General features: G+C 60.4%; 22 protein-coding genes and 1 pseudogene. 17 read left to right on the forward strand and 6 right to left on the reverse strand.

Going from position 1 to position 21,634, the window contains the following annotated elements:
* Positions 1-48: 48 nt before the first annotated feature.
* Entirely contained in the window at positions 49-1,050 is a 1,002-nt protein-coding gene (locus tag ACA066_RS14660; protein WP_497695483.1) for a FecR family protein, read from the forward strand.
* A 52-nt stretch (positions 1,051-1,102) separates the two neighbouring features.
* Here ACA066_RS14660 and pvdQ read toward each other — a convergent pair whose 3' ends face one another.
* On the reverse strand, positions 1,103-3,448 hold the full coding sequence (gene pvdQ, locus ACA066_RS14665) for a bifunctional acylase PvdQ (protein WP_497695484.1): 2,346 nt from the start codon (positions 3,446-3,448) through the stop codon (positions 1,103-1,105).
* A gap of 322 nt (positions 3,449-3,770) precedes the next feature.
* On the opposite strand from pvdQ, the gene ACA066_RS14670 reads away from it, so the two are divergent.
* Complete coding sequence (locus ACA066_RS14670; protein ID WP_497695485.1) at positions 3,771-4,142, forward strand: fe2+ zn2+ uptake regulation protein; 372 nt, start codon at positions 3,771-3,773, stop codon at positions 4,140-4,142.
* Positions 4,143-4,161: 19 nt separating this feature from the next.
* On the opposite strand, the gene ACA066_RS14675 is transcribed toward ACA066_RS14670, so the two are convergent.
* Positions 4,162-4,350, reverse strand: a complete 189-nt coding sequence (locus ACA066_RS14675) for a hypothetical protein (RefSeq protein ID WP_008024801.1) — start codon at positions 4,348-4,350, stop codon at positions 4,162-4,164.
* Positions 4,351-4,540: 190 nt separating this feature from the next.
* Between ACA066_RS14675 and ACA066_RS14680 the strand changes: the two genes are divergently transcribed.
* Entirely contained in the window at positions 4,541-4,681 is a 141-nt protein-coding gene (locus ACA066_RS14680; RefSeq protein WP_497695486.1) for a hypothetical protein, read from the forward strand.
* A 6-nt stretch (positions 4,682-4,687) separates the two neighbouring features.
* Here ACA066_RS14680 and ACA066_RS14685 read toward each other — a convergent pair whose 3' ends face one another.
* Positions 4,688-5,611 (reverse strand): LysR family transcriptional regulator, encoded by a 924-nt coding sequence (locus ACA066_RS14685; RefSeq protein WP_497695487.1) that lies wholly within the window; start codon positions 5,609-5,611, stop codon positions 4,688-4,690.
* Positions 5,612-5,728: 117 nt separating this feature from the next.
* On the opposite strand from ACA066_RS14685, the gene ACA066_RS14690 reads away from it, so the two are divergent.
* The 5 genes from ACA066_RS14690 (at position 5,729) to ACA066_RS14710 (ending at position 9,827) form a co-directional block, all read left to right on the forward strand.
* Positions 5,729-6,724, forward strand: coding sequence for an aldo/keto reductase (locus ACA066_RS14690; RefSeq protein WP_497695488.1), 996 nt, complete (start codon positions 5,729-5,731; stop codon positions 6,722-6,724).
* Between the two features lie 147 nt (positions 6,725-6,871).
* The gene (locus ACA066_RS14695; protein WP_497695489.1) at positions 6,872-7,318 is read left to right on the forward strand and encodes a DUF411 domain-containing protein; all 447 of its coding nucleotides are present in this window, start codon (positions 6,872-6,874) and stop codon (positions 7,316-7,318) included.
* Positions 7,318-7,752, forward strand: coding sequence for a YqaA family protein (locus ACA066_RS14700; protein ID WP_497695490.1), 435 nt, complete (start codon positions 7,318-7,320; stop codon positions 7,750-7,752). Before ACA066_RS14695 ends, ACA066_RS14700 begins: the two co-directional genes overlap by 1 nt.
* A gap of 85 nt (positions 7,753-7,837) precedes the next feature.
* Positions 7,838-8,860, forward strand: coding sequence for an alpha/beta fold hydrolase (locus ACA066_RS14705; RefSeq protein WP_497695491.1), 1,023 nt, complete (start codon positions 7,838-7,840; stop codon positions 8,858-8,860).
* A gap of 13 nt (positions 8,861-8,873) precedes the next feature.
* A complete protein-coding gene (locus tag ACA066_RS14710) occupies positions 8,874-9,827 on the forward strand; it encodes a D-2-hydroxyacid dehydrogenase family protein (protein ID WP_497695492.1) in 954 nt (317 codons plus the stop codon).
* 68 nt (positions 9,828-9,895) lie between these two features.
* Here ACA066_RS14710 and ACA066_RS14715 read toward each other — a convergent pair whose 3' ends face one another.
* Entirely contained in the window at positions 9,896-10,693 is a 798-nt protein-coding gene (locus tag ACA066_RS14715) for a class I SAM-dependent methyltransferase (protein ID WP_497695493.1), read from the reverse strand.
* A 137-nt stretch (positions 10,694-10,830) separates the two neighbouring features.
* Here ACA066_RS14715 and ACA066_RS14720 point away from each other — a divergent pair, with 137 nt between their 5' ends.
* The 4 genes from ACA066_RS14720 to ACA066_RS14735 are packed head-to-tail and all read left to right on the forward strand — an operon-like array spanning position 10,831 to position 13,259.
* Positions 10,831-11,391, forward strand: coding sequence for a cytochrome b (locus ACA066_RS14720; RefSeq protein ID WP_497695494.1), 561 nt, complete (start codon positions 10,831-10,833; stop codon positions 11,389-11,391).
* Positions 11,392-11,417: 26 nt separating this feature from the next.
* Positions 11,418-11,948 (forward strand): tetratricopeptide repeat protein, encoded by a 531-nt coding sequence (locus tag ACA066_RS14725; RefSeq protein ID WP_497695495.1) that lies wholly within the window; start codon positions 11,418-11,420, stop codon positions 11,946-11,948.
* 46 nt (positions 11,949-11,994) lie between these two features.
* Complete coding sequence (locus ACA066_RS14730) at positions 11,995-12,495, forward strand: RNA polymerase sigma factor (RefSeq protein WP_214384849.1); 501 nt, start codon at positions 11,995-11,997, stop codon at positions 12,493-12,495.
* Entirely contained in the window at positions 12,492-13,259 is a 768-nt protein-coding gene (locus ACA066_RS14735; protein ID WP_497695496.1) for an anti-sigma factor family protein, read from the forward strand. Before ACA066_RS14730 ends, ACA066_RS14735 begins: the two co-directional genes overlap by 4 nt.
* Here the strand turns inward: ACA066_RS14735 and ACA066_RS14740 are convergent, their stop codons facing one another.
* Both ACA066_RS14740 and ACA066_RS14745 read right to left on the reverse strand, forming a co-directional pair.
* Positions 13,260-14,561: an ATP-binding protein gene (locus ACA066_RS14740; protein ID WP_497695497.1), complete on the reverse strand. Its 1,302-nt coding sequence runs from the start codon at positions 14,559-14,561 to the stop codon at positions 13,260-13,262. It lies immediately after the preceding gene.
* Between the two features lie 4 nt (positions 14,562-14,565).
* Positions 14,566-15,267, reverse strand: coding sequence for a response regulator (locus ACA066_RS14745; RefSeq protein ID WP_497695498.1), 702 nt, complete (start codon positions 15,265-15,267; stop codon positions 14,566-14,568).
* A gap of 295 nt (positions 15,268-15,562) precedes the next feature.
* On the opposite strand from ACA066_RS14745, the gene ACA066_RS14750 reads away from it, so the two are divergent.
* The 5 genes and pseudogenes from ACA066_RS14750 to ACA066_RS14770 all read left to right on the forward strand — a co-directional run.
* On the forward strand, positions 15,563-16,720 hold the full coding sequence (locus ACA066_RS14750) for an efflux RND transporter periplasmic adaptor subunit (protein ID WP_497695499.1): 1,158 nt from the start codon (positions 15,563-15,565) through the stop codon (positions 16,718-16,720).
* 15 nt (positions 16,721-16,735) lie between these two features.
* Positions 16,736-19,837, forward strand: a complete 3,102-nt coding sequence (locus ACA066_RS14755) for a multidrug efflux RND transporter permease subunit (RefSeq protein WP_497695500.1) — start codon at positions 16,736-16,738, stop codon at positions 19,835-19,837.
* 142 nt (positions 19,838-19,979) lie between these two features.
* Entirely contained in the window at positions 19,980-20,399 is a 420-nt protein-coding gene (locus tag ACA066_RS14760) for a DUF6252 domain-containing protein (RefSeq protein WP_497695501.1), read from the forward strand.
* A 362-nt stretch (positions 20,400-20,761) separates the two neighbouring features.
* Entirely contained in the window at positions 20,762-21,403 is a 642-nt protein-coding gene (locus ACA066_RS14765) for a DUF1345 domain-containing protein (protein WP_497695502.1), read from the forward strand.
* 76 nt (positions 21,404-21,479) lie between these two features.
* A pseudogene (locus ACA066_RS14770) lies at positions 21,480-21,590 on the forward strand (AraC family transcriptional regulator); the annotation flags it as partial.
* Positions 21,591-21,634: the final 44 nt, after the last annotated feature.

The raw sequence follows: 21,634 nt of genomic DNA on the forward strand, positions 1-21,634 counted from the left end.
CTCGCAGACTGCCCTCAAGGTTAGAATGCAGGAAATCAGGATGAGTCAATGACCGACAGCCCTTTCTCACAAGCCGACTATGACGCCATCACCGATGCCGCTGCGCACTGGTGCATGCGACTGCACGCCAGCGATTGCACCCCGCAAGAGCGGCAAGCCTTCGAGCAGTGGCGGGATGCGCATCCGCTGCATGCGTTCGAGTACGAGGCGATGCTGGAGATCTGGGAAGTCGCGGAAGATTTGCCGCGTCTTGAGACCGTCGTACCCATCACTCGCGCCAAGCCTGCAACGCCTTGGCGCACCTTCGGCATTGCCGCCGCCGTATGCGCCCTGGCGCTGCCACTGGCGGCGTACAGTGGCTGGAAGCTGGGCTTGCTGCCCAATTCGTACCAGCATTTCGAAGCCAGCAATGCGGTCCGCCAGGTCACCCTGAGCGATGGCAGTCAGGTCGAGTTGAACCTGGGCACCGAACTGACCTTCAGTAATTACAAGGATCAGCGCCGGGTTACGCTGGATAAGGGCGAAGCGTTTTTCAGTGTCAGCCACGACGCCACTCACCCCTTTGTCGTCAAGGCGGCGGACGGCAGAATTCGGGTCACCGGGACCAAATTCAACGTCTGGATGTATGAGGATCAGGTGCGCGTGAACCTGATCGAAGGCTCGGTACTGGTCAGCAGCAATGATGACCTGCCGGGTGACGGTCTGCGTCTGGGGCCATCCATGCAGGCGCGCTATAAACACGGCGACTTCACGCCGCAAATCAGCCAGACCTACGCCAATGACACGTCACTGGCCTGGCGCCACGGCAAACTGGTGCTCGATGACCTGGCGTTATCCGAAGCCCTGCCCTTGATCAATCGCTATCTGGAAAACCCCATGATGGTGGCTGACAACAGCACCGGCGCGATCCGCCTGGGCGGCATCTACAACATCAAGGAACTCCACAACCTGGTGGCGACGCTGCCCAGGGTGTTGCCGGTCTACCTGACTCGCAACAAGGAAGGCAATCCGGTCCTCAACTCCATTCCGCAACAAACCCCTAAAAGCTGAAAGGCCGCAACCCTGGCGGGGTGCGGCCTTTTTCATTCAATCACGCTTCGTTTTACTTTTTGGCCACCTTCCCGGCTTTTTCATCCTGTTCACGGATCGTCTGCGCCTGATACTGCGGGTCCGACGTGATCTGCTGTTCGGTGAACGGCAACACACTCAACTGTTTCTTCGAGAAGGCCAGGGTCTGGTCATTGGCATATTTCGACGCCGGGTCGCTGGACAGCGAAAACGCCAGCAGCCCTTTGGCCTGCGGCCCCTTGTCATCGAAAGTCACTACCTGCAAATAGCTGGTGCCGCTGACCACTTCGCGTTTGCCATCGGTCCTCGGCACACTCTGGATGGCGTTGTAAACGCCCAGTGTGCCTGGCCCGCCATGAATCGGCGTCTGCTGGCCGCCGCTGCTCACCACCTGAATATCGCCCCAACGGCTGTCGGCCTTGAGCCCCGACTTGCTGACCATTTCCACCGACGCCAGCATCGCCTCGCGCAAGGCCTTCGCAACCTCCGGGCGATCGACCGCCAGGCCGCGCGGGGTGTGTTGCGGATCTTTCGGATCGAACCCGACACGCCACACCTCCGGCGTTTCCTGCAACGATTCCATGACGTTCTGGAAATGGACAAAACCAAGACCGCTGTCCAGATTCGCACTGCGATCCCAGGCCTTCAGGCTGGCACACAGCGGTGTGAGCGTCGGCGCATCGGCGCCCAGGTCCTCCGCGCAGAATCGCAACAGGTCCGGCATGACCTGAGCCGCCTGATACACCTGATCGTCCATCACCATCCGTTGCAGATCCGCCGCCCCGATCGGGCCGGCCTTGTTCAACGTGCCGAGGCGATCCAGGGCAAAGCGTGAACGCAGACCCAACGGCTGACCGTCCTGGCTGATCAATGGCGAGAAACCGGTGAGCGGCTGCGCCGGGTTGGCCATCCATGCCGAATCGTTGGAATGCTGTACAAAGTCCTTGCGCAACAGTTGCGGCAACTTGTCCGACGCATAGATGCCTTTTTGCGCCGCCGTCGGGTCGATGTCCCAGGCACAGGCGCTGTTGGAACCGTCGAGCACGATCAGTTCCAGTCCGGCCCGTGGATCGCTGCACTTGGCCAGTTTGTCGGCATTGACGTTCGGCACCACCGACAGGTTCATGTACAGCGTCTGGCCCTGATCGTCCGCCGCCAGGGTGTTGACCCACGGGATGCCCTGGATCTTGTGGACCGATGCCTGCAATTCCTTGAGGCTGACCGCGCGGTTCATCGCGTACCACTGCTGCAGCACCCGGTCGTTATCGAGGTTGGCATCGCGCAAGCTGTAGGCGAACTGATTGTCCCAATCCAGTTTTCCAGGCCATTGCACAATCGGGCCGAACTGCGAGCTGTAGACCACGTGCGAAACCGCGCGCGTCTGCCCGTCAGGCTGTTTCACGTTCACGGTCACGGTCTGCTGCTTCATCGGCAACGACTTGCCGTCGAGCAGATAGCGGGTCGGATCCTTCGGATCGAGTTGCAGGCGATACAGGGTGAAATGCTTGGACGAATCCACGGTGTGGGTCCAGGCCAGGTGTTGGTTGAAGCCAATGTTGATCATCGGCAGGCCGGGCAACGCGGCGCCCATCACGTCCAGCTTGCCGGGTATGGTCAGGTGCATTTGATAGAAACGCATCCCGCCGACCCACGGGAAATGCGGGTTGGCCAGCAACATGCCACGGCCATTGAACGAACGCTCGCTGCCCACCGCGACGGCGTTGCTGCCGCGATCAAGGGCAAAGCGCTGCCTGCGTACATCGGCGATCTGGAACGACGCGGACGCGTCTGAGTTTCGAGCGACGGCTTTGGGTGGCATGGCACCGGCCAGTGCTTCGGCAAACTGCCCGACGCCCCCTTCGACCAGCAGGCGACGGGTCAACTTGACCAGGTCCTGCGCGGTAATGTCCCGCACCCACTCACCCTGGCATTGCTGCGGCAAACCTTGCGCGCGACGTTCCGTCAGCAAACGGTTGTAACCCGCCACATACCCTTCAATGAGGTCGCGGACTTCCGGCGTTTGTGCCTGCCAGAACGCGGAGACAGCCTGCGGTGTATTCAGCCAGTTGAAGAAGACGTCGCTGACCTGGTTTTCGCGCTCTTCGACCGTGAACTGCTCCGGGCCGAAATACCGTGAACGTTCGCCGTTCACCGTGGTGATCTCATTGGCCAACAGGCACAGATTGTCCTGAGCGTAGGCGTAGCCGATGCCATAGCCCAGACCACGCTCGTTTTCAGCGCGAATGTGCGGCACGCCGAAGCTGGTCCGGCGGATATCGGCTGTCGCCTGGTCCGGCTGGCTGCGCGCGTTTGCCGCAAGACTCAAGCCCACCAACACCCCGGCAAGGCTCAATCGGGTTAATTGCCTGGTAATAATCACGCTCGCTCCTGATCCAATACGCTTGATGCCATCTGTAGGAGCGAGCTTGCTCGCGATGGACGTAAGGGCGACGCGTTCATCCAGGAAATACGCGTCATCGTTAACGTCCATCGCGAGCAAGCTCGCTCCTACAGTAGGAACGAAATTCAAGACAAAAATTTAGGGCGCTAAAGGGCGTTTCTGCGGGGGTTTACAAGCTTCTGACGTGATGGCGACAAAATTTCTACATCTGAGCCTTCATGATTTGAGTCGCTCGTACGTCTTATTGAGTAAGAGCACCCAACACATCTTTCCGGTTCAGGCTCTGAAAAGGAGTTTTTGCATGTACAACTCGCAACTGCCAACGGACGGTAGCACTGCACCAATGGGCACTTCCATGGGCTCGGGCCTGTTCACTCAGCGTACCGAACGGCACGGCAACGAACGGATCCGGGTTCTGCTCAAGAGCTTTGGCCTGCGCACCAGTCTGATCCGCCTGAAAGTCATCGATGCCTTGCTGACCGCCGCCGACAGCGACCGCAGTCTGGGGGTGCGCGGTGTACACAGCCACTTGCTGGACCTGGATATTCCCTTGTCCTTTCTCAGTGTGCGCGAAGTGTTGAAGCGCTTGTACAGCGAAGGCGTGATTATGCTGAATGCAGACAAGAGCTACAGCCTGCATCCGCAGGCTGCCGCCGTTCTGCACGGCGAGTAATCCTGTCGGCGGGCGTCGCTCAGGGTTTGACCTTGCGGCGCATCACGCCATTGATCACTACCACGATCACCGCCACGCCAATGGCGATGTACTGAAACAGCTTTTCGCTGATGACCCCGGCATTCTGCAAATACGAAAGGCCAAACATGATCCCCAGCACCACCAGGGAGATCAGAATCGAGTATTTCAAACGTTGCGACTGGGTCATTGCCCTTTTCCTTAAACAAAAAGCTTAAACGTAAGCCTGAACGTGAACCTGAAAAATGTATCCGGTTTGTATCCGGATGCATGCCAAGCCCCTACCGTTTTTCGGGGATGCGGCGCTGCAAACGGGGTCTCATGTTACAGCCGATGAAGAGTTTTGGCTTCATAGCGGCGATAACCATGAGGATTTTCAAATGTTCCGTCGAATCACACTGTTGATTCCCCTGATTGCCCTGCTTTCCCTGAGCGGCTGCATTATTTTCCCCCACGGCGGCTGGCACGGCGGTCACTATTACGACGGCCGTGGCGGACCAGGTTACTACCAGCATCGCTGAGGTTTTTCAGCGAGCTGACTGATCCCTGAAAAAGTCATTTCCCGGCTGCGCGCAAAGCTCGATCATCCAGTCAACGAACACCCGTACCCGCCGCGACAACTGACGGTGAGGAGGATAAAGCGCCGTCAGCGGCATCGCCGGTGGCGGCACTTCCCTCAGCACCTCGATCAATCCACCCTCCTTGATACGCCGGGCCACGTGGTAGTACGGCGCCTGCACCAACCCATATCCGGCCTCACACGCCGCCAGATACCCATCGGCACTGTTGACCGAGACATGCCTGGGCAGATTGACCGGTTGTAGCTGGCCATCGACGACAAATTCCAGCCCGTAGCGTTTGCCGTTGCTGGCGACGTACTCCACCATTTGATGCCCTGCCAGATCGGTGAAACCCTGTGGCGTGCCATGACCCTGCAAGTAGTCGGGGCTGGCGCAGGTGACCTGGTCCAGCATCGCCAGCGGCCGCGCCACCAGTGAATCATCGAGAGACGCGCCGCCGCGCAACACGCAATCGACACCTTCGCGAATCAGGTCGACAGGCCGGTCATTCAAACCGATTTCCAGCTCAATCAAGGGATAGCGGGCGGTGAATTGCGGCAATGCCGGGATCACCACCAAACGCCCTATGCCCGCGGGCATGTCTACGCGCAACAGACCTTTGGGGTTGTGCCGCGCGGCGGAGAATACCGCTTCGGTTTCCTCAATGTCCGCCAGCAACCGCACGCAACGAGGGTAATAGGCGGCGCCGTCGAGGGTCAGGCTGATCTGCCGCGTGGTGCGTTGCAGCAGTTGCACCCCCAGATGGCTTTCCAGTTGCTTGATCAGAATGGTCACCGAGGCACGGGGAATTTGCAGGCTGTCCGCCGCTTTGGCAAAGCCGCCCAGCTCGACGATTCGGGTGAACACGCGCATGGCGTTGAAACGGTCCATTGTTGTTTGCACCGGCTAATTATTTAGAAATCATGAATAGTGATAGCAGTTTTAGCCGGTTTATCTCATTTCTGTCGAGGTCGACAATAGGCTTCACATTCACAGGGAGCTGATTTCATGCAAACACGTCAACTGGGCAAGAACGGTCCACAGGTCAGTGCAATCGGCTTGGGCTGCATGGGCATGACCGATTTCTACACGACGGGCGTCGACACCCGCGAGGCCACGGCCACCCTGCACCGGGCGCTGGAACTGGGCATCAATATGCTCGACACCGCCGACATGTACGGCCCGCACACCAACGAAGAATTGATCGGCAAAGCCATCGCCGGCAAACGCGATCAAGTGTTTCTGGCGAGCAAGTTCGGCATCGTGCGCGACCCGGGAGATTCAACGGCCCGCGGGGTCAACGGCCGACCGGACTATATTCGTGCCTCCATCGACGGCACCCTCAAGCGCCTCGGTGTCGACACCCTGGACTTGTATTACCAGCACCGTATCGACCCACAAGTGGCCATCGAGGAAACCATCGGCGCCATGGCCGAACTGGTCAAGGCCGGCAAGGTGCGTTACCTGGGATTGAGCGAGGCATCGGCGGCGACGCTGGAACGGGCGAACAAGGTCCATCCGATCAGTGCGCTGCAAAGCGAGTACTCGTTGTGGAGCCGTGACCAGGAAGAAAACGGCTGTCTGGCCACGTGTCAGCGGCTGGGCATCGCCTTTGTCCCGTACAGCCCGTTGGGCCGGGGGTTTCTGACCGGCGCACTGAAAAGCGCGGATGATTTCGCGGCAGACGACTACCGTCGTTTCAGTCCCCGGTTTCAGGGCGACAACTTCGCGAAGAACCTATTGCTGGTGCAGCAGGTTCAGGACCTGGCGGCGAAAAAAGGTGTGACAGCGGGCCAACTTGCGCTGGCGTGGGTGCTGGCACAGGGTGAGTACCTGATCCCGATTCCGGGGACCAAACAGCGCAGGTATCTGGAAGAGAACGTGGCGGCGCTGGAGGTCAAACTGAGCCGCGAAGAGTTGCACGCGCTGGAAGCCATCTTCCCGGCGAATGCCACCGCCGGTTTGCGGTACCCCGAAGAAGTCATGAAGTTGCTCGACCGCTGACCTGCACCTGTGGGAGCGAGCAAGTCGAATCGTCGCACCGCCGCTCCCACAGGTTCAGTATCACTTCGAAACAATCTCTCGCCTCGTCGTTGGCTAAAATGGTCAGAATGCGTTTTTTCGCCCGCCATCCGAGTCGAGATATTCCCCATGCGAACCCACCTGCGTCTGGTCGCCCTGAGCGCCCTGTTTATCTCCTCCCTGACCCAGGCCGCCGACCTGATCCCGATCGAAGTCCACCGCGATGCCAACTGCGGCTGCTGCAAAAAATGGATCAGTCACCTGGAGGCCAACGGTTTCAAGGTCGAAGATCACGTCGAAGCCAACATGAGCGAATTCAAGCAACAGCACGGCGTGCCTCCGCGCCTGGCGTCCTGCCACACCGGTTTGATCAACGGCAAGTTCGTCGAAGGCCATGTCCCGGCCGATCAGGTGCTGGCCCTGAGCAAGCGCGATGACCTGTTGGGTGTGGCTGCCCCCGGCATGCCGATGGGTTCGCCGGGCATGGAAATGGACGGCATGAGCGATGCCTACCAGGTGATCGGTCTGAAAAAGGACGGCACTGATGTGGTGGTGGCGGACTACGCTGCCCATTGATGTTCGGTGCGTACATCGGCCTGTTCTTCGCCGCATTCGGGGCGGCGACGCTGTTGCCGTTGCAATCCGAAGCACTGCTGGTGGGGTTGTTGCTCAGCGAGCAGTATTGGCTCTGGTCGCTGCTGGCGGTCGCGACTCTGGGCAATGTCCTCGGCTCGCTGTTCAACTGGTGGCTGGGACGCGGTATCGAGCGCTTCCGCGACCGTCGCTGGTTTCCGGTCAGCCCGCAGCATCTGGAAAAGGCCCGGGTTCATTATCAGCGCTACGGCCATTGGTCATTGTTGCTGAGCTGGGTGCCCGTTATCGGTGATCCGCTGACCCTGGTCGCCGGGGTGATGCGCGAGCCGCTGGGGCGCTTCCTTGTGATCGTGACCCTCGCCAAAGGCGCCCGTTATGGTGTGCTGGCCCTGGCGACTCTGGGCTGGATGGGTTGAACGGTCACTCGCCGCGATTGCCTGTGCTTAATGTTTCCCTAATCATGCCGATCCAGCATCGGCCGATTTCCTGTGGAGTTTACCCATGCCCCTCGCCCGCGCCCGTTGGCTACCCGGCCTGCTGCTGGCCGCCGCACTGCCCGTCATCGCTGCCGAAGGCCCGGAATACGGGCCGGAGCTGCAAGGCTTCGAGTATCCCTACACGGTCAAGCATTTCGCCTTTGAGTCCCAGGGCAAATCCCTGCAAATGGGCTACATGGACGTCGCCGCCCATGGCAAGGCCAACGGACGCAGCGTCGTGCTCATGCACGGCAAGAATTTCTGCGGCGCCACTTGGGACACTTCGATCAAGGCCTTGAGCGACGCCGGTTACCGCGTCATCGCGCCGGATCAGATCGGTTTCTGCACCTCCAGCAAACCGGACAACTACCAGTACAGCTTCCAGCAACTGGCGACCAACACCCAGCAACTGCTCAAAGCCCTCGGCATCCAGAAAGCGACCCTGCTCGGGCATTCCACCGGCGGCATGCTCGCTACCCGTTATGCACTGCAATATCCCGAGCAGGTTGAACAACTGGCCCTGGTCAATCCCATCGGCCTGGAAGACTGGAAAGCCCTCGGCGTACCCTATCGCACGGTGGATCAATGGTACGAACGTGAGCTGAAACTGACCGCCGACGGCATCCGCACCTATGAACGCAACACCTACTACGGCGGTCGCTGGAAACCCGAATTCGATCGCTGGGTGGACATGCTCGCCGGCCTCAATAAAGGGCCGGGGCATAAGCAAGTGGCGTGGAACTCGGCGCTGATCTACGACATGATCTTCACCCAGCCGGTGTACTACGAGTTCAAGGACCTGAAGATGCCGACGCTGTTGCTGATCGGTACGTCCGACACCACGGCCATCGGCAGCGACATCGCCTCGCCCGAGGTCAAGGCGAAACTCGGTCACTACGACGTGCTCGGCAAACAAGTCGCGAAGCTGGTTCCCCAGTCGACGCTGGTCGAATTCCCCGGCATGGGTCATGCGCCGCAAATGGAAGAACCGGAAAAATTCCACCAGGCCCTCCTCGCCTGGCTGAACAAAACCAACCCCGTTCGTTGATGAGGTAAGGCTGATGGCTGTGCAGATTGCGGTAATCGATGACTGGCAGGATGTGGCGCGCAATGTCGTGGACTGGTCGGCGCTGGACGCCATTGGCCAAGTGAGTTTTATCCATGATTACCCGGCCGACAACGAGACGCTGGCAGCACGCCTGGGCGAGTTTGAAGTGATCTGCGTGATGCGCGAGCGCACCCGGTTCGACGAGGATCTGCTGCGCCGGCTACCGAAACTCAAACTGCTGGTCACCGGCGGCATGCGCAACGCCGCGCTCGACCTCAAAGCCGCTGCCGCCCTCGGCATTCAGGTCAGTGGCACCGACAGCTACAAACACGCCGCGCCGGAACTGACCTGGGCGCTGATCATGGCTGCGACCCGCAACCTTGTCGTGGAAGCCAATGCCCTGCGCGCAGGCTTTTGGCAGCAAGGCCTGGGGGGCGACTTGCACGGCAAGACCCTGGCGATTCTCGGTTTGGGCAGCATCGGTCAGCGAGTCGCGCAGTTCGGTCAGGTGTTCGGCATGCGGGTGATTGCCTGGAGCGAGAACCTGACCGCCGAACGCGCCGCCGAAGCTGGCGTGACCTATGTGAGCAAACAGGCACTGTTCGAACAGGCCGACGTGCTGTCCGTGCATCTGGTGCTCAGCGACCGCAGCCGCGGATTGGTCGACGCGCAGGCACTGGACTGGATGAAGCCTACGGCGCTGCTGGTCAACACCGCACGCGGGCCGATTGTCGATGAAGCGGCGCTGATCAAGGCACTGCAGAAACAGCGCCTGGCCGGGGCAGCGCTGGATGTGTTCGAGCAGGAACCCTTACCGGCTCATCACCCGTTCAGGACGTTGGAGAATGTGTTGGCGACGCCGCATGTCGGGTATGTCAGCCAGCAGAATTACCATCAGTTCTTTTCGCAGATGATCGAGAATATTCAGGCCTGGTCAGCTGGCTCACCGATCCGACTGCTGGGCTGAATGTAGGAGCGAGCTTGCTCGCGATGGACTGGAAAGCGCCGCGTTGATTCAGAAAGCACGCGTTATCGTTATCCACCATCGCGAGCAAGCTCGCTCCTACAGACTTTCATCGCCACAAATGCCGCCGTCACATACGGCACCGTCACCACGTCCTTGCCACGCAGTTCAGGCTCGGCATCAATCAACGCCTGCACCTGCTCATCCACCTTTGCCCGCTCCACTGCCGGCAATGCCGAGACGAAACTGGTGGAGCGCACGCGGTTGAACATCACATCTTCCGGCGAGCCCGTATGCCCATGGCTGAACTGCTGCTCTTGCAGCGGTCCGAACGCGACATGCGGAAAAGCCTGACGCCAGGCTCCGGTGTAGAAACGCGGGGTATCGCCCTCCAGCGCATTGACGATCGCATCCAGTTTGGGCACCCAGCTCACGCGCGTGTCGCGCAGGTTCCACACCAGCCCCAGCTTGCCGCCGGGTTTGAGCACCCGGGCAATTTCAGTCAGGGCTTCGCCGCTGGAAAACCAGTGGAAGGCCTGGGCGCAGATCACCACATCCACCGACGCGTCCGGCAGCGGCAGGTCCGTGGCCGTGCCACTTACCACCAAAACATCAGGCCAGGCTTCAGATAGTTTTTCGAGCATCTGCGGCACCGGATCCACGGCAATCACCTGCGCACCGGTCGCCACCAGCCGACCGGTGAACTTGCCAGTCCCGGCGCCCAGATCGACCACGGATTTATCCGCGTTCAAACCCAGCGTGCCTGTCAGCCAGTCGGCCACTTGCGGCGGATAATCCGGACGACCGCGAACGTAGGTGTCGGCAGCGGTTTTGTAACCGGCGGCCGCTGAGTGATGGACCTGGTACATGACAAAGCTCCAGAACGACTTCGAACGCTGTCGAGCATAGCGCCTCGATTTGCGCTTTCCTTGAAAAGACTGCCAGAAAGAAATGAATAATTGTTCACCCTGCGGTGTTCACTTGGCATCGCCCATGAGGATTGCCCATGAACAACCTGAACCCGGATTCGCCGATACGTTACGACCGCCTGACCATGACGCTGCACTGGCTGACCGCCGTGCTGGTGATCGGCCTGTTCGCCAGCGCCCAGGTCTGGGAACAACTGGCCAAGGGCACGCCACTGCGCAAGGAGTTGCAAGCGTTGCACATATCCTGCGGCATCCTGCTCGCGGTGATCGTCATCGCCCGACTGCACTGGCGTCTGTCCCGGGGCCGGCGCTTGCCGCCCGCCAATCGGGGCGTCATGACTATGACGGCGAAGACCGCGCACCTGGCGCTCTATGCGTTGTTGCTGAGTCAGATCGTGCTGGGTTTCCTGTTTCGCTGGGCCCAGGCAGAACCGTTCAACTTTTTTGGCCTGTTCGATGTCCCAACCTTGATCAGCTTCGATAAAAGCATGAAATCGGTGTTCGGCGGCCTGCACGAACAGGTGGCGTGGGCCATCGTGATTCTGGCCGGGCTGCATGCGCTTATGGCGCTGGTTCACCATTACGGCTTGCGTGATAACACTTTGCGCCGCATGTTGCCGGGGCGTGGTTCGAACTGAAACGAATAATCCTGTGGAGCTTCGCCATGAATAGCCGTTTTGCTGTTTTTACCGCCCCGCTGCTGCTCGCCGTTGCATTGTCCAGCTCCCTGGCATTGGCCAACGGCGATGACGAAGAACCCGCCAAACCCAATTGCCCCAAAGGCCAGGTCTGGGACAGCAAATCGCAGAAATGCGTGATGCAGACCAGCAGCCTCGTACCGGACGCCGATCGCACCGACTACGCCTACCGCCTGGCCAGGGACGGGCATTATGAAGAAGCCCTGGCCTTGCTCGATACGCTGAAAAACCCGAACACCGCCAAGGCGCTTAACTATCGCGGCTATGCCACGCGTAAACTGGGGCGCACCGACGAGGGCATCGGTTATTACCTGAAATCGGTCGAACTCGATCCGCAGTACGCGCAAGTCCGCGAGTACCTTGGCGAAGCTTATGTGATCAAGGGCCGCCTGGACCTCGCGCAAGAGCAGTTGCAGCAGATCAAATCGATTTGCGGCAGCGCCTGCGAGGAATACCAGGACCTGGCCGAAGCCATCCACGATTCATCGAAAACCTGACAGGACGGAGGTCGCCATCGCCAGCGATCAGGCAATACGGGCAGAGCTGGGCCAGCACCTGGCGCGTTTATGGCGCTACGGCCTGCTGCTGTCCCGGCAACGGCATGTCGCCGAAGACCTGGTGCAGGCCACCTGCGTGCGGGCGCTTGAGCGTGCCGGGCAATTTGTCCCCGGCACCCGCATGGACCGCTGGTTGCTGAGCATCCTGCATTCGATCTGGCTCAACGAAGTGCGCGCGCGGCGGGTGCGCCAGGGCCAGGGGCAGGTGGATGCCGATAGCGCCCTGTCGTTCGACGGTGAACACGCCGCGCAAACCCACGTGCTCGCGACGCAGGTGATCCGGCGCGTCGATGCACTGCCCGAAGCCCAGCGCGAAACCGTGTTTCTGGCCTACGTCGAAGGTTTGTCCTATCGCGAAGTCGCCGAAGTGCTGGACGTGCCCATCGGCACGGTCATGAGCCGACTGGCCGCCGCACGAGCGAAACTGGCCGAGTATCCGCCGTTGTTGCACGCCGTGCCGAACCCAACCACCGGAGAACGTCGATGAACGATCACGCAAAACCATCGGACGAGCAACTGGTGGCCTACCTGGACGACCAACTCGATACTGACCAGCGCAACCGCATCGACGCGGCCATCGCCGAAGATTCGGTGCTCAACCTGCGCCTGCAATGGCTGGCACGCAGCAGCCTGCCATTCCGGGAGGCCTACGATGAAGTGACACAACAGGCACCGGTGGACCGCTTGCACGCCATGCTCGACACCTTGCCCTCGCCAGCCCCGCCCGCGATGAGTCGACGCTGGTTTCTTGCCGCGGCGGCCGGCCTGGTGGTGAGCGGTGTGTTGGCGGACCGGTTGTTTCTCGGCTGGCAATCGAGTCAGCCAAAAAACAACTGGCGTGGGCTGGTGGCGGACTATATGGCGCTGTACGTGCCACAAACCCTGGAACACCTGCCCAACGACGAAGCCACGCAACGCGCGCAACTGCGCACCATCGACGCACGCCTGGGGCTGAGCCTTTTGCCAGCGCAACTGGCCCTGCCACGCCTCGAACTCAAACGCGCGCAAATCCTCGAGTACGACGGCATGCCCATCGCCCAGATTACTTATCTGGACCCCGCGCATGGTCCCATGGCGTTATGCATCACCCGCTCCAACAGCGGCAGCCGGCACTTCGCGCACGAGCGTCGGCACGGGATGAACGTGGTGTATTGGGCGGACATGGAGCATGCGTGGATGCTGATCGGGCATAACCCGGCGTCGGAGCTTGAGGCGATGGCGAAGGTGTTGCGCGGCCGGTTGAGCACTTGATCAGGCCGGGGTGGGAAGCCACAACCGGAACCGCGCGCCGCCCAGCGGCGAAGGCTCGACTGTGAGCGAGCCGCCCTGCGCTTCCAGCGCCCGACGGCTGATCGCCAGCCCCAGACCAAACCCGCCAGTCGCTCGATCCCGACTGCGGTCCAGGCGGTAGAACGGCTCAAAAATTCGCTCGCGTTCGTCATCGGGAATGCCGATCCCGTCGTCATCGACCCAGATTTCACACCCCTTTGCACAGACCTGCACACCAATCTGAATGCGCTTCTCGCAATAGCGCATCGCGTTGCGCAGCAAGTTCTGAATCGCGCGGGCGGTCAGGCGCGGGTCGAGGCTGAAGCGTTCGAGCTGGCCGTGAAGCAGCACATCAATCACGATTTCCGGAGACTCCAGCTCTTCATCGACACTGCCCAGAATGCTGTCGATGAATTCATCCAGCGACACTTCAACCTGTTCCGGCAAACGCGCCGGGTTTTGCAGGCGGCTGTAGGACAGCAGCTCCAGCACCAGTTCGTCGAGTTCACGGATGTGCGCAACCAGGCCTTGCAAGCGCTCGCGGCTGGCGGCCGGCAAGTCATCGGACAGCGCCAGGGCCAGGCCAAAGTCCAGGCGCGTCAGCGGCGTGCGCAACTCGTGGGAGACTGCATTGAGCAAATCCCGCTGTTGGTTGAGCAGGTTTTCAATGTCGCCAGCCATGGTGTCGAATACGTTGGCCAGGCTACCGATATTGGAGCTGGCGGAAATCTTCGTGCGCTCGCTCAAGTGACCTTTACCGAAGCGTTCAGCGGTGCCTTTAAGGCGTTCCAGATCGCGCCAGTGCGGGCGCAGCCATACCAGCAGACACGCCAGCATCGTCGCGCCGATCAGCACGTTGATGCTCCAGTACAACAAATTGACGTCCAGCGGGTCCGGCGGCACGACCATTTGCACCACCGTTTGTTGGTTCAACGGTGTCACCGCCAAGGTGCGCCAGCCCCAGTCGCCGATACGTACCACGCTCTCGCCACGCTGCAAACGCTTCTGCTCTGCCAGGGTCAAGCCAGGATCGTCATTGCCGGTCAGAACGATGTGCAGCGGGTCGAATTCCTTGTCCATCTCGCTCGCCAACGCCGGCCATTGTGCCTCGGGCACGGCGTGAAACTGCTTGACGATGAGGGTTTGCAGCCCGCGGGAATAATCGAGGTTGTAGGTAACGAAGCGCTCCTGGAAGACCTTGATCACCACGTCAGGCACCAGATAAATCGCCGCGCTGTAGGAGACGATCGTCACCAGATACAGGCGAAACAGGATTCTGAACATCGCCTCAGCATTCCCACTCGGAGCGGCTGAACAAATAACCCTTGCCCCACACGGTCTTGATCTTGCGCGCTTCACCGGCGTGGTCGTCGAACTTGCGCCGCAACTTGGAAATCGCCACGTCCACCGAGCGGTCGGTGCCGTTGAATTCGATACCGCGCAGGCGTTGCAGGATCTGGTCGCGGCTCAGCACTTCGCCGGCATGCCGGGCCAGCACCACCAGCAGGTTGTATTCGCCGCTGGACAACTCGACCAGTTGCTCGCGCCAGGTCACGGTGCGCTCGGACAGGTCGATGCACAGATTGCCCATGAGAATGCGGTCGTTGGCGGCCTGCGGTTCGCTGAGGCTGCTGCGGCGCAACAGCGTACGGACGCGGGCCAGCAACACCCGGGGTTCGCAGGGTTTGGTGACGTAGTCATCGGCGCCCATTTCCAGGCCCAGCACCTGGTCGTGGCTGTCGTCGCGGGCGGTGAGCATCAGGATCGGCAGCGTGGCCGAGTCCGCGCGCAGCAAGCGACAGACTTGCAGGCCGTCGAGGCCCGGCAGCATCAGGTCGAGGATCACCAGGTCCGGCGGATTGACCCGCGCCCGTTCACGCACGTGATCGCCGCGGCTGATGACGCTGACGGAATAGCCGTTGCGTTCCAGGTAGCTGGCAATCAGTTCGGAGAGCGCGGTGTCGTCTTCGACCAGGAGGATGTTGGGCATTGGGTGTTTCCAGAAAGTGCAGTGGCGCCTGTTATGCCGCCATCGCTAGCAGGCTAGCTCCCACAGGGGTTTGATGTGAGCACAGATTTTGTGAACATCCCCAATCTACTGTGGGAGCTAGCCTGCTAGCGAAGGCGGCCTGATAGTCGCAATAAATTTCAAGCCGTGAAGGATATACGCCCTCACCCGCCCCTGAGTAAAACCCTTACACAATTTCACACAGCACCAACAAAGCTTCACCGCTACCCTCGTCGGCTCCCCGTAGGATGCGGGAGTTCATTATTGGGGTATTTACATGTCAAAGAACCTGCTTGCCAAGCTCAGCCTGCTGGCACTGGCGTTGACGCTGAGCGCTTGTGACAAGTCCTCGATCGCCGAAGAACAGGCGCCACTGGCCACCGTGCGCATCGAAACCCTCGACGCCCGGCCTCTGTCGATCACCAGCGAACTGAGCGGGCGGATTGCCGCGCCCCGGATCGCCGAAGTTCGCGCCCGTGTCGCCGGCGTCGTGTTGCAACGGGTCTTCCGCGAAGGCAGCGATGTGAAAAAAGGCGACGTGCTGTTTCGCATCGACCCCGCACCGCTCAAGGCTGACCTGGACAGCGCCGAAGCGGAACTGCGAAAAGCCGAGGCCAATGCGTTTCAGGCACGCCTGCAAGAGCAGCGTTATGCCCAGTTGATCGAAGGCAACGCCATCAGCGGTCAGGACTACGACAACGCCCGGGCCGCCGTGCGGCAAACCGCCGCCGAGGTCGCCGCCAACAAGGCCGCCGTGGAGCGGGCGAAACTCAACCTCGGCTACGCCACCGTCACCGCGCCGATTTCCGGGCGCATCGGCCGTGCACTGGTCACCGAAGGTGCGTTGGTCGGGCAGAACGAAACCACGCCACTGGCATTGATTCAGCAACTGAACCCGATCCATGCCGACCTCACCCAATCGACCCGTGAACTCAACGACCTGCGTCGCGCCTTCCGTTCCGGTCAGTTGAAGGAAGTGGGTCAGGGTCAGGCCAAAGCCACCCTGATCCAGGACGACGGCAGTCTCTATCCGCTGCCGGGCAAGCTGCTGTTCACCGACATCACCGTCGACCCGGGCACCGGCCAGATCATCCTGCGCAGCGAGTTCCCCAACCCGGACCTCGACTTGCTGCCCGGAAGCTTTGTGCGGGTGCGCCTGGAGCAAGCGGTGAATCAGCAAGGCATCAGCGTGCCGCAACGGGCCATCCAGCGTGACAGCGCCGGTATTGCTCAGGTGCTGTTGCTCGACGCGGATCAACGGGTCGGCCAGCAACCGGTTGAACTGGGCGCTGTGCAAAACGATCGCTGGATCGTCACCGCAGGCCTCAAACCCGGCGACCGCATCGTCATCGAAGGCCTGCAACACGCCAAGCCCGGCGAGAAAGTGCAGATCGACGATTCCCCTCTTCCACTTGCCCAGGCCACTGGTCAGTAAGCAGGACGCTTTTTTATGCCGCAGTTCTTTATCGATCGCCCGGTGTTTGCCTGGGTGGTTGCCCTGTTCATCCTGCTGGCTGGCGCCCTGGCCATTCCGCAGTTGCCGGTGGCGCAGTACCCCGATGTCGCGCCGCCGCAGATCGAAATCTATGCCGTGTACCCGGGCGCCTCGGCGCAAACCGTGGACGAAAGCGTGGTCAGCCTGATCGAGGAAGAGCTCAACGGCGCCGATCATCTGTTGTATTTCGAGTCCCAGAGCAGCCTGGGCAGCGCCACGATCAAGGCGACTTTCCAACCGGGCACCGACCCGGAAATGGCCCAGGTGGATGTGCAGAACCGCCTGAAAGTCGTGGAGTCGCGCCTGCCGCAAGCGGTCAATCAGCAAGGCTTGCAGGTGGAGAAAGTCTCTGCCGGTTTCCTGCTGCTGATCACCCTGACCTCCACTGACGGCAAGCTCGACGACGTGGCGCTCAGCGATTACCTGGCGCGCAACGTGATGAACGAGATCAAGCGTCTGGACGGTGTCGGCAAGGCCCAGTTGTATGGCGCCGAACGGGCGATGCGGATCTGGATCGACCCGCAGAAGCTGATCGGTTTCAACCTGACACCGGCCGACGTCAACGCGGCCATCGTCGCTCAGAACGCCCAGGTCTCGGCCGGCAGCATCGGCGATCTGCCGACCCGCACCACCCAGGAAATCACCGCGACCATTCTGGTGAAAGGCCAGCTGTCGACACCGGAAGAATTCGCCGACATCGTGCTCAAGGCCAATCCCGACGGCTCCACGGTTCGTATCGGCGATGTGGCACGGGTCGAGATCGGCAGCCAGGAATATCAGTTCGGCACGCGCCTGAACGGCAAGCCGTCCACCGCCGTCGGCGTGCAGTTGTCACCCGGCGCCAACGCCCTGAGCACCGCGACGCTGGTGCGGGCGAAGATGGATGAACTGGCGCGCTACTTCCCGGCCAACGTCGAATACAAGATCCCGTACGATACCTCACCCTTCGTCAAAGTCTCGATCACCAAGGTGGTTTACACCCTGGTCGAGGCGATGGTGCTGGTGTTCGCAGTGATGTTCCTGTTCCTGCAAAACATCCGCTACACGCTGATTCCGACCCTGGTGGTGCCGGTGGCGCTGATGGGCACCTTTGCGACCATGTTGGCGCTGGGGTTCTCGATCAACGTGCTGACCATGTTCGGCATGGTGCTGGCCATCGGCATTCTGGTGGACGACGCCATCGTCGTGGTGGAGAACGTCGAGCGGATCATGGTCACCGAAGGCCTGTCGCCGAAAGAGGCGACCCGCAAGGCGATGAAGCAGATCACCGGCGCGATCATCGGCATCACCCTGGTGCTGGTCGCGGTGTTCATCCCGATGGCGTTCATGCAGGGTTCGGTCGGGGTGATTTACCGGCAGTTCTCGTTGTCGATGGCGACGTCGATCCTGTTCTCGGCGTTCCTCGCCCTGACCTTGACCCCGGCGCTCTGCGCGACCTTGCTCAAGCCGATTCCCAAGGGCGAGCATCACGCCAAGGGCGGTTTCTTCGGCTGGTTCAACAAGCGCTTCGAGCAACTGACCGAGCGCTATCAGGGCTGGGTCGCCTATGCACTGAAACGCAGCGGTCGCTATCTGTTGATCTACGGGGTGCTGCTGGTCGGGTTGGGTCTGTGCTTCAGCCGTCTGCCCTCTTCGTTTCTGCCGGTGGAAGATCAGGGTTACACCATCACCGACATTCAACTGCCACCGGGCGCGAGCAAGAATCGAACGGTGCAGGTGGTCGAGCAAATCGAAGCCCACAACGCCACGGAACCCGGTGTCGGCGACAGCACGGTGATTCTTGGTTTCAGCTTTTCCGGTAGCGGGCAGAATGCAGCACTGGCGTTTACCACGTTGAAAGACTGGTCGGATCGCGGCAGCGACGACTCGGCGAGTTCGATCGCCGACCGCGCCAACATCGCGCTGAGCCAGATCAAGGACGCCGTGGCGTTCTCGGTCCTGCCGCCGCCGGTGGACGGCCTTGGCACGTCCAGCGGTTTCGAGTTCCGCTTGCAGGACCGTGGTGGCCTCGGCCATGCCACGCTGATGCAGGCGCGCACCGAGTTGCTGGCGGCCGCCGAGAAAAGCCCGATCCTGATGAACGTGCGCGAAAGCGCGCTGGCCGAAGCGCCGCAGGTGCAATTGATCGTGGACCGCAAACAAGCGAATGCGCTGGGCGTTTCGTTCGCCGACATCGGCAGCGTGCTGTCCACCGCCGTCGGTTCGGCCTACATCAACGACTTCCCCAATCAGGGGCGGATGCAGCGGGTGGTGGTCCAGGCTGAGGGCGATCAGCGCAGTCAGGTCGCCGATCTGCTGAAGATCCATGTGCGTAACAGCAGCGGGAAAATGGTGCCGCTCTCGGCCTTCGTCCAGGCCAAATGGACCCAGGGGCCGGCGCAATTGACCCGTTACAACGGCTACCCGGCGATCAGTATTTCCGGCGAACCGACACCGGGTCACAGCACCGGCGAGGCGATGGCGGAAATCGAGCGACTGGTCGCGCAAGGGCCGGCAGGGTTGGGTCAGGAATGGACCGGGCTGTCGTTGCAGGAACGGCTGTCCGGCAGCCAGGCGCCTATTTTGCTCGGTTTGTCGCTGCTGATCGTGTTCCTGTGCCTGGCGGCGTTGTATGAGAGTTGGTCGATTCCGACCTCGGTGCTGCTGGTGGTGCCGCTCGGTGTGCTCGGCGCGGTCCTGGCAGTGACGCTGCGCGGGATGCCCAACGACGTGTTCTTCAAGGTCGGGCTGATCACCATCATCGGCCTGTCGGCGAAGAACGCGATCCTGATCATCGAGTTCGCCAAGAGCCTGTACGACGAAGGGCACGACCTGATCGACGCCACCCTGCAAGCCGCGCGCCTGCGCCTGCGGCCGATCGTCATGACGTCCCTGGCGTTCATCCTCGGCGTCGTGCCGCTGGCGATCGCCACCGGCGCCAGCTCGGCGAGCCAGCAGGCCATCGGCACAGGGGTGATTGGCGGGATGATCACCGCGACCTTGGCGGTGGTGTTTGTGCCGGTGTTTTTTGTGGTGGTGATGAAGCTCGTCAAGCGTCATACGGATTCGAAAACTTAAGTGTGATGTCTGGCGTGTATAAAAAAACACCTTTGAACTGTCATAACTGACAGTACACAAGGTGTTTTTTTTATCTTAGATTCACTGCCAACGCCCAGCGTTTTTTACAATTCTGTTGGACAGTGAATAAAAGGATCTACCCATGACCATTGAACATTTCATAGAACCATCAACCATTTCCAACAGCATTGGAACTTTATCCTGCAACACTGAACTTAACCAGAATAGACGATTTACTGCCGACGAAACCGAGCTGTACTTTAATCAATCGAAACGAAACCTCATTCGCGCCTACCAAAGCAGCTGGCCTGAAACCATGATCCAGATTGGTGTTCCTGCGCAATTCACCGACAAAACATATGAGATTGGCGAAGGCTCCGATGCCTCTATCTATTTTTACAGGAACGGCATTGCCTATATTGGGCAAAGTGGAAAAATCGAAGTGCACTACGATATCAATGCAGAACGAATGTGGGGCAGCTTTTATTTTACCGCCCTCAACAATCAATATTATGATTTCACAAACGGAGAGTTTGACATTCAAGGACTAACGCCAATCTAACAGCGATCACTGACTGATTTTATGTATCCGGACAAGTTCCACTCAAGACTATGGATAAGCCATTACCGGGATGATCAGTGAGATGACTGCGTCGATGCTGGCGGCACTTTTTTAGTGGTCATGAAACTGGTATGCAAGCGGCGTAAGAAAATCTAACCCCACCACCGGCCCAATGTGGGAGCGAGCCTGCTCGCGAAGAGGCCATAGCATTCAACATCCATGTTGACTGTTACACCGCTTTCGTCGGAACGCCGCCCGGAGCCGGCTTGCTCCCACAAGGGAATCTCATTGGCTTCAGCATTGTGGTCATACCTGACAGCGCTGGGCTAAGGTATTTGCATACCCTGGCCCATCGAGCTCACATGCCCCTCCTCGCCCGCACCCACCCTCGCCTGTCCGCCGCTGCCACCCTCGGCGTCGCGGTGGGCATTCTGGCTCCGGCCGATTCGATCATCAGCAAAATCCTCTTCGGCTGGAACGCCGGGGTCTGGACTTACCTCATCCTGATGATCTGGCTCACCGCACGCGCCAAGGCGCCGGACGTGAAGCGCATCGCCGAGGTCGAAGATGAAAACGCCGGACTGGTGCTGTTCGTGGTGTGCATTGCCGCCATTGCGAGCCTGGCGACCATCGGCTTCGAACTCGCCGGCAGCCGGGATCTGGAAACCACCCGCAAGCTGCTGCACTACGGTTTTACCGCGCTGACCGTGATCGGTTCATGGCTGCTGATCGGGGTGATTTTCAGCGTGCATTACGCCCGTCTGTTCTACACCTGGGACGGCAAAGACCCGGCGCTGCGTTTCGCCGAAGGCCTGACCACCCCCAACTACTGGGACTTCCTGTATTTTTCGTTCACCATCAGCGCGGCGGTGCAGACTTCCGATGTCGGCGTGGCGACCCGGGATTTGCGCAAGATCGTGCTGGCGCAATCGCTGATCGGTTTTCTGTTCAACACGGCGATTCTCGGGTTTTCGATCAACATCGCCGCAGGCCTGTTCAACTGATTCGTGCACAAACGTTCTAGGCATCGCCCTCGCCACGGGCGTTAAATAAGTCGGCAATCCGTCTCACAGGTGCAGCATGACCACTAACAACAGGATCGACCTGGCCCAGGACGCCGACACCGGCATCGAGACGCTGCGCGCGCATTTCGAGGGCCACGCCTACGACCCGCACTGGCGCGCCCGTTATGGCGAAGATCCGCGTTTGCCCTTGGTGGCGTAGAAGGCTCGGGA

It is taken from the genome of Pseudomonas sp. LBUM1651 (assembly GCF_059716135.1).

Bases quoted from the DNA above. Each gene is read 5' to 3' on its own strand.
- ACA066_RS14760 (WP_497695501.1), top strand. From the start codon at position 19,980: ATGACCATTGAACATTTCATAGAACCATCAACCATTTCCAACAGCATT.
- ACA066_RS14700 (WP_497695490.1), top strand. From the start codon at position 7,318: ATGTTCGGTGCGTACATCGGCCTGTTCTTCGCCGCATTCGGGGCGGCG.
- ACA066_RS14750 (WP_497695499.1), top strand. From the start codon at position 15,563: ATGTCAAAGAACCTGCTTGCCAAGCTCAGCCTGCTGGCACTGGCGTTG.
- ACA066_RS14735 (WP_497695496.1), top strand. From the start codon at position 12,492: ATGAACGATCACGCAAAACCATCGGACGAGCAACTGGTGGCCTACCTG.
- ACA066_RS14725 (WP_497695495.1), top strand. From the start codon at position 11,418: ATGAATAGCCGTTTTGCTGTTTTTACCGCCCCGCTGCTGCTCGCCGTT.
- ACA066_RS14660 (WP_497695483.1), top strand. From the start codon at position 49: ATGACCGACAGCCCTTTCTCACAAGCCGACTATGACGCCATCACCGAT.
- ACA066_RS14695 (WP_497695489.1), top strand. From the start codon at position 6,872: ATGCGAACCCACCTGCGTCTGGTCGCCCTGAGCGCCCTGTTTATCTCC.
- ACA066_RS14685 (WP_497695487.1), bottom strand. From the start codon at position 5,611: ATGGACCGTTTCAACGCCATGCGCGTGTTCACCCGAATCGTCGAGCTG.
- ACA066_RS14670 (WP_497695485.1), top strand. From the start codon at position 3,771: ATGTACAACTCGCAACTGCCAACGGACGGTAGCACTGCACCAATGGGC.
- ACA066_RS14705 (WP_497695491.1), top strand. From the start codon at position 7,838: ATGCCCCTCGCCCGCGCCCGTTGGCTACCCGGCCTGCTGCTGGCCGCC.
- ACA066_RS14690 (WP_497695488.1), top strand. From the start codon at position 5,729: ATGCAAACACGTCAACTGGGCAAGAACGGTCCACAGGTCAGTGCAATC.
- ACA066_RS14765 (WP_497695502.1), top strand. From the start codon at position 20,762: ATGCCCCTCCTCGCCCGCACCCACCCTCGCCTGTCCGCCGCTGCCACC.
- ACA066_RS14740 (WP_497695497.1), bottom strand. From the start codon at position 14,561: ATGTTCAGAATCCTGTTTCGCCTGTATCTGGTGACGATCGTCTCCTAC.
- ACA066_RS14755 (WP_497695500.1), top strand. From the start codon at position 16,736: ATGCCGCAGTTCTTTATCGATCGCCCGGTGTTTGCCTGGGTGGTTGCC.
- ACA066_RS14745 (WP_497695498.1), bottom strand. From the start codon at position 15,267: ATGCCCAACATCCTCCTGGTCGAAGACGACACCGCGCTCTCCGAACTG.
- ACA066_RS14680 (WP_497695486.1), top strand. From the start codon at position 4,541: ATGTTCCGTCGAATCACACTGTTGATTCCCCTGATTGCCCTGCTTTCC.
- ACA066_RS14715 (WP_497695493.1), bottom strand. From the start codon at position 10,693: ATGTACCAGGTCCATCACTCAGCGGCCGCCGGTTACAAAACCGCTGCC.
- ACA066_RS14675 (WP_008024801.1), bottom strand. From the start codon at position 4,350: ATGACCCAGTCGCAACGTTTGAAATACTCGATTCTGATCTCCCTGGTG.
- ACA066_RS14720 (WP_497695494.1), top strand. From the start codon at position 10,831: ATGAACAACCTGAACCCGGATTCGCCGATACGTTACGACCGCCTGACC.
- ACA066_RS14710 (WP_497695492.1), top strand. From the start codon at position 8,874: ATGGCTGTGCAGATTGCGGTAATCGATGACTGGCAGGATGTGGCGCGC.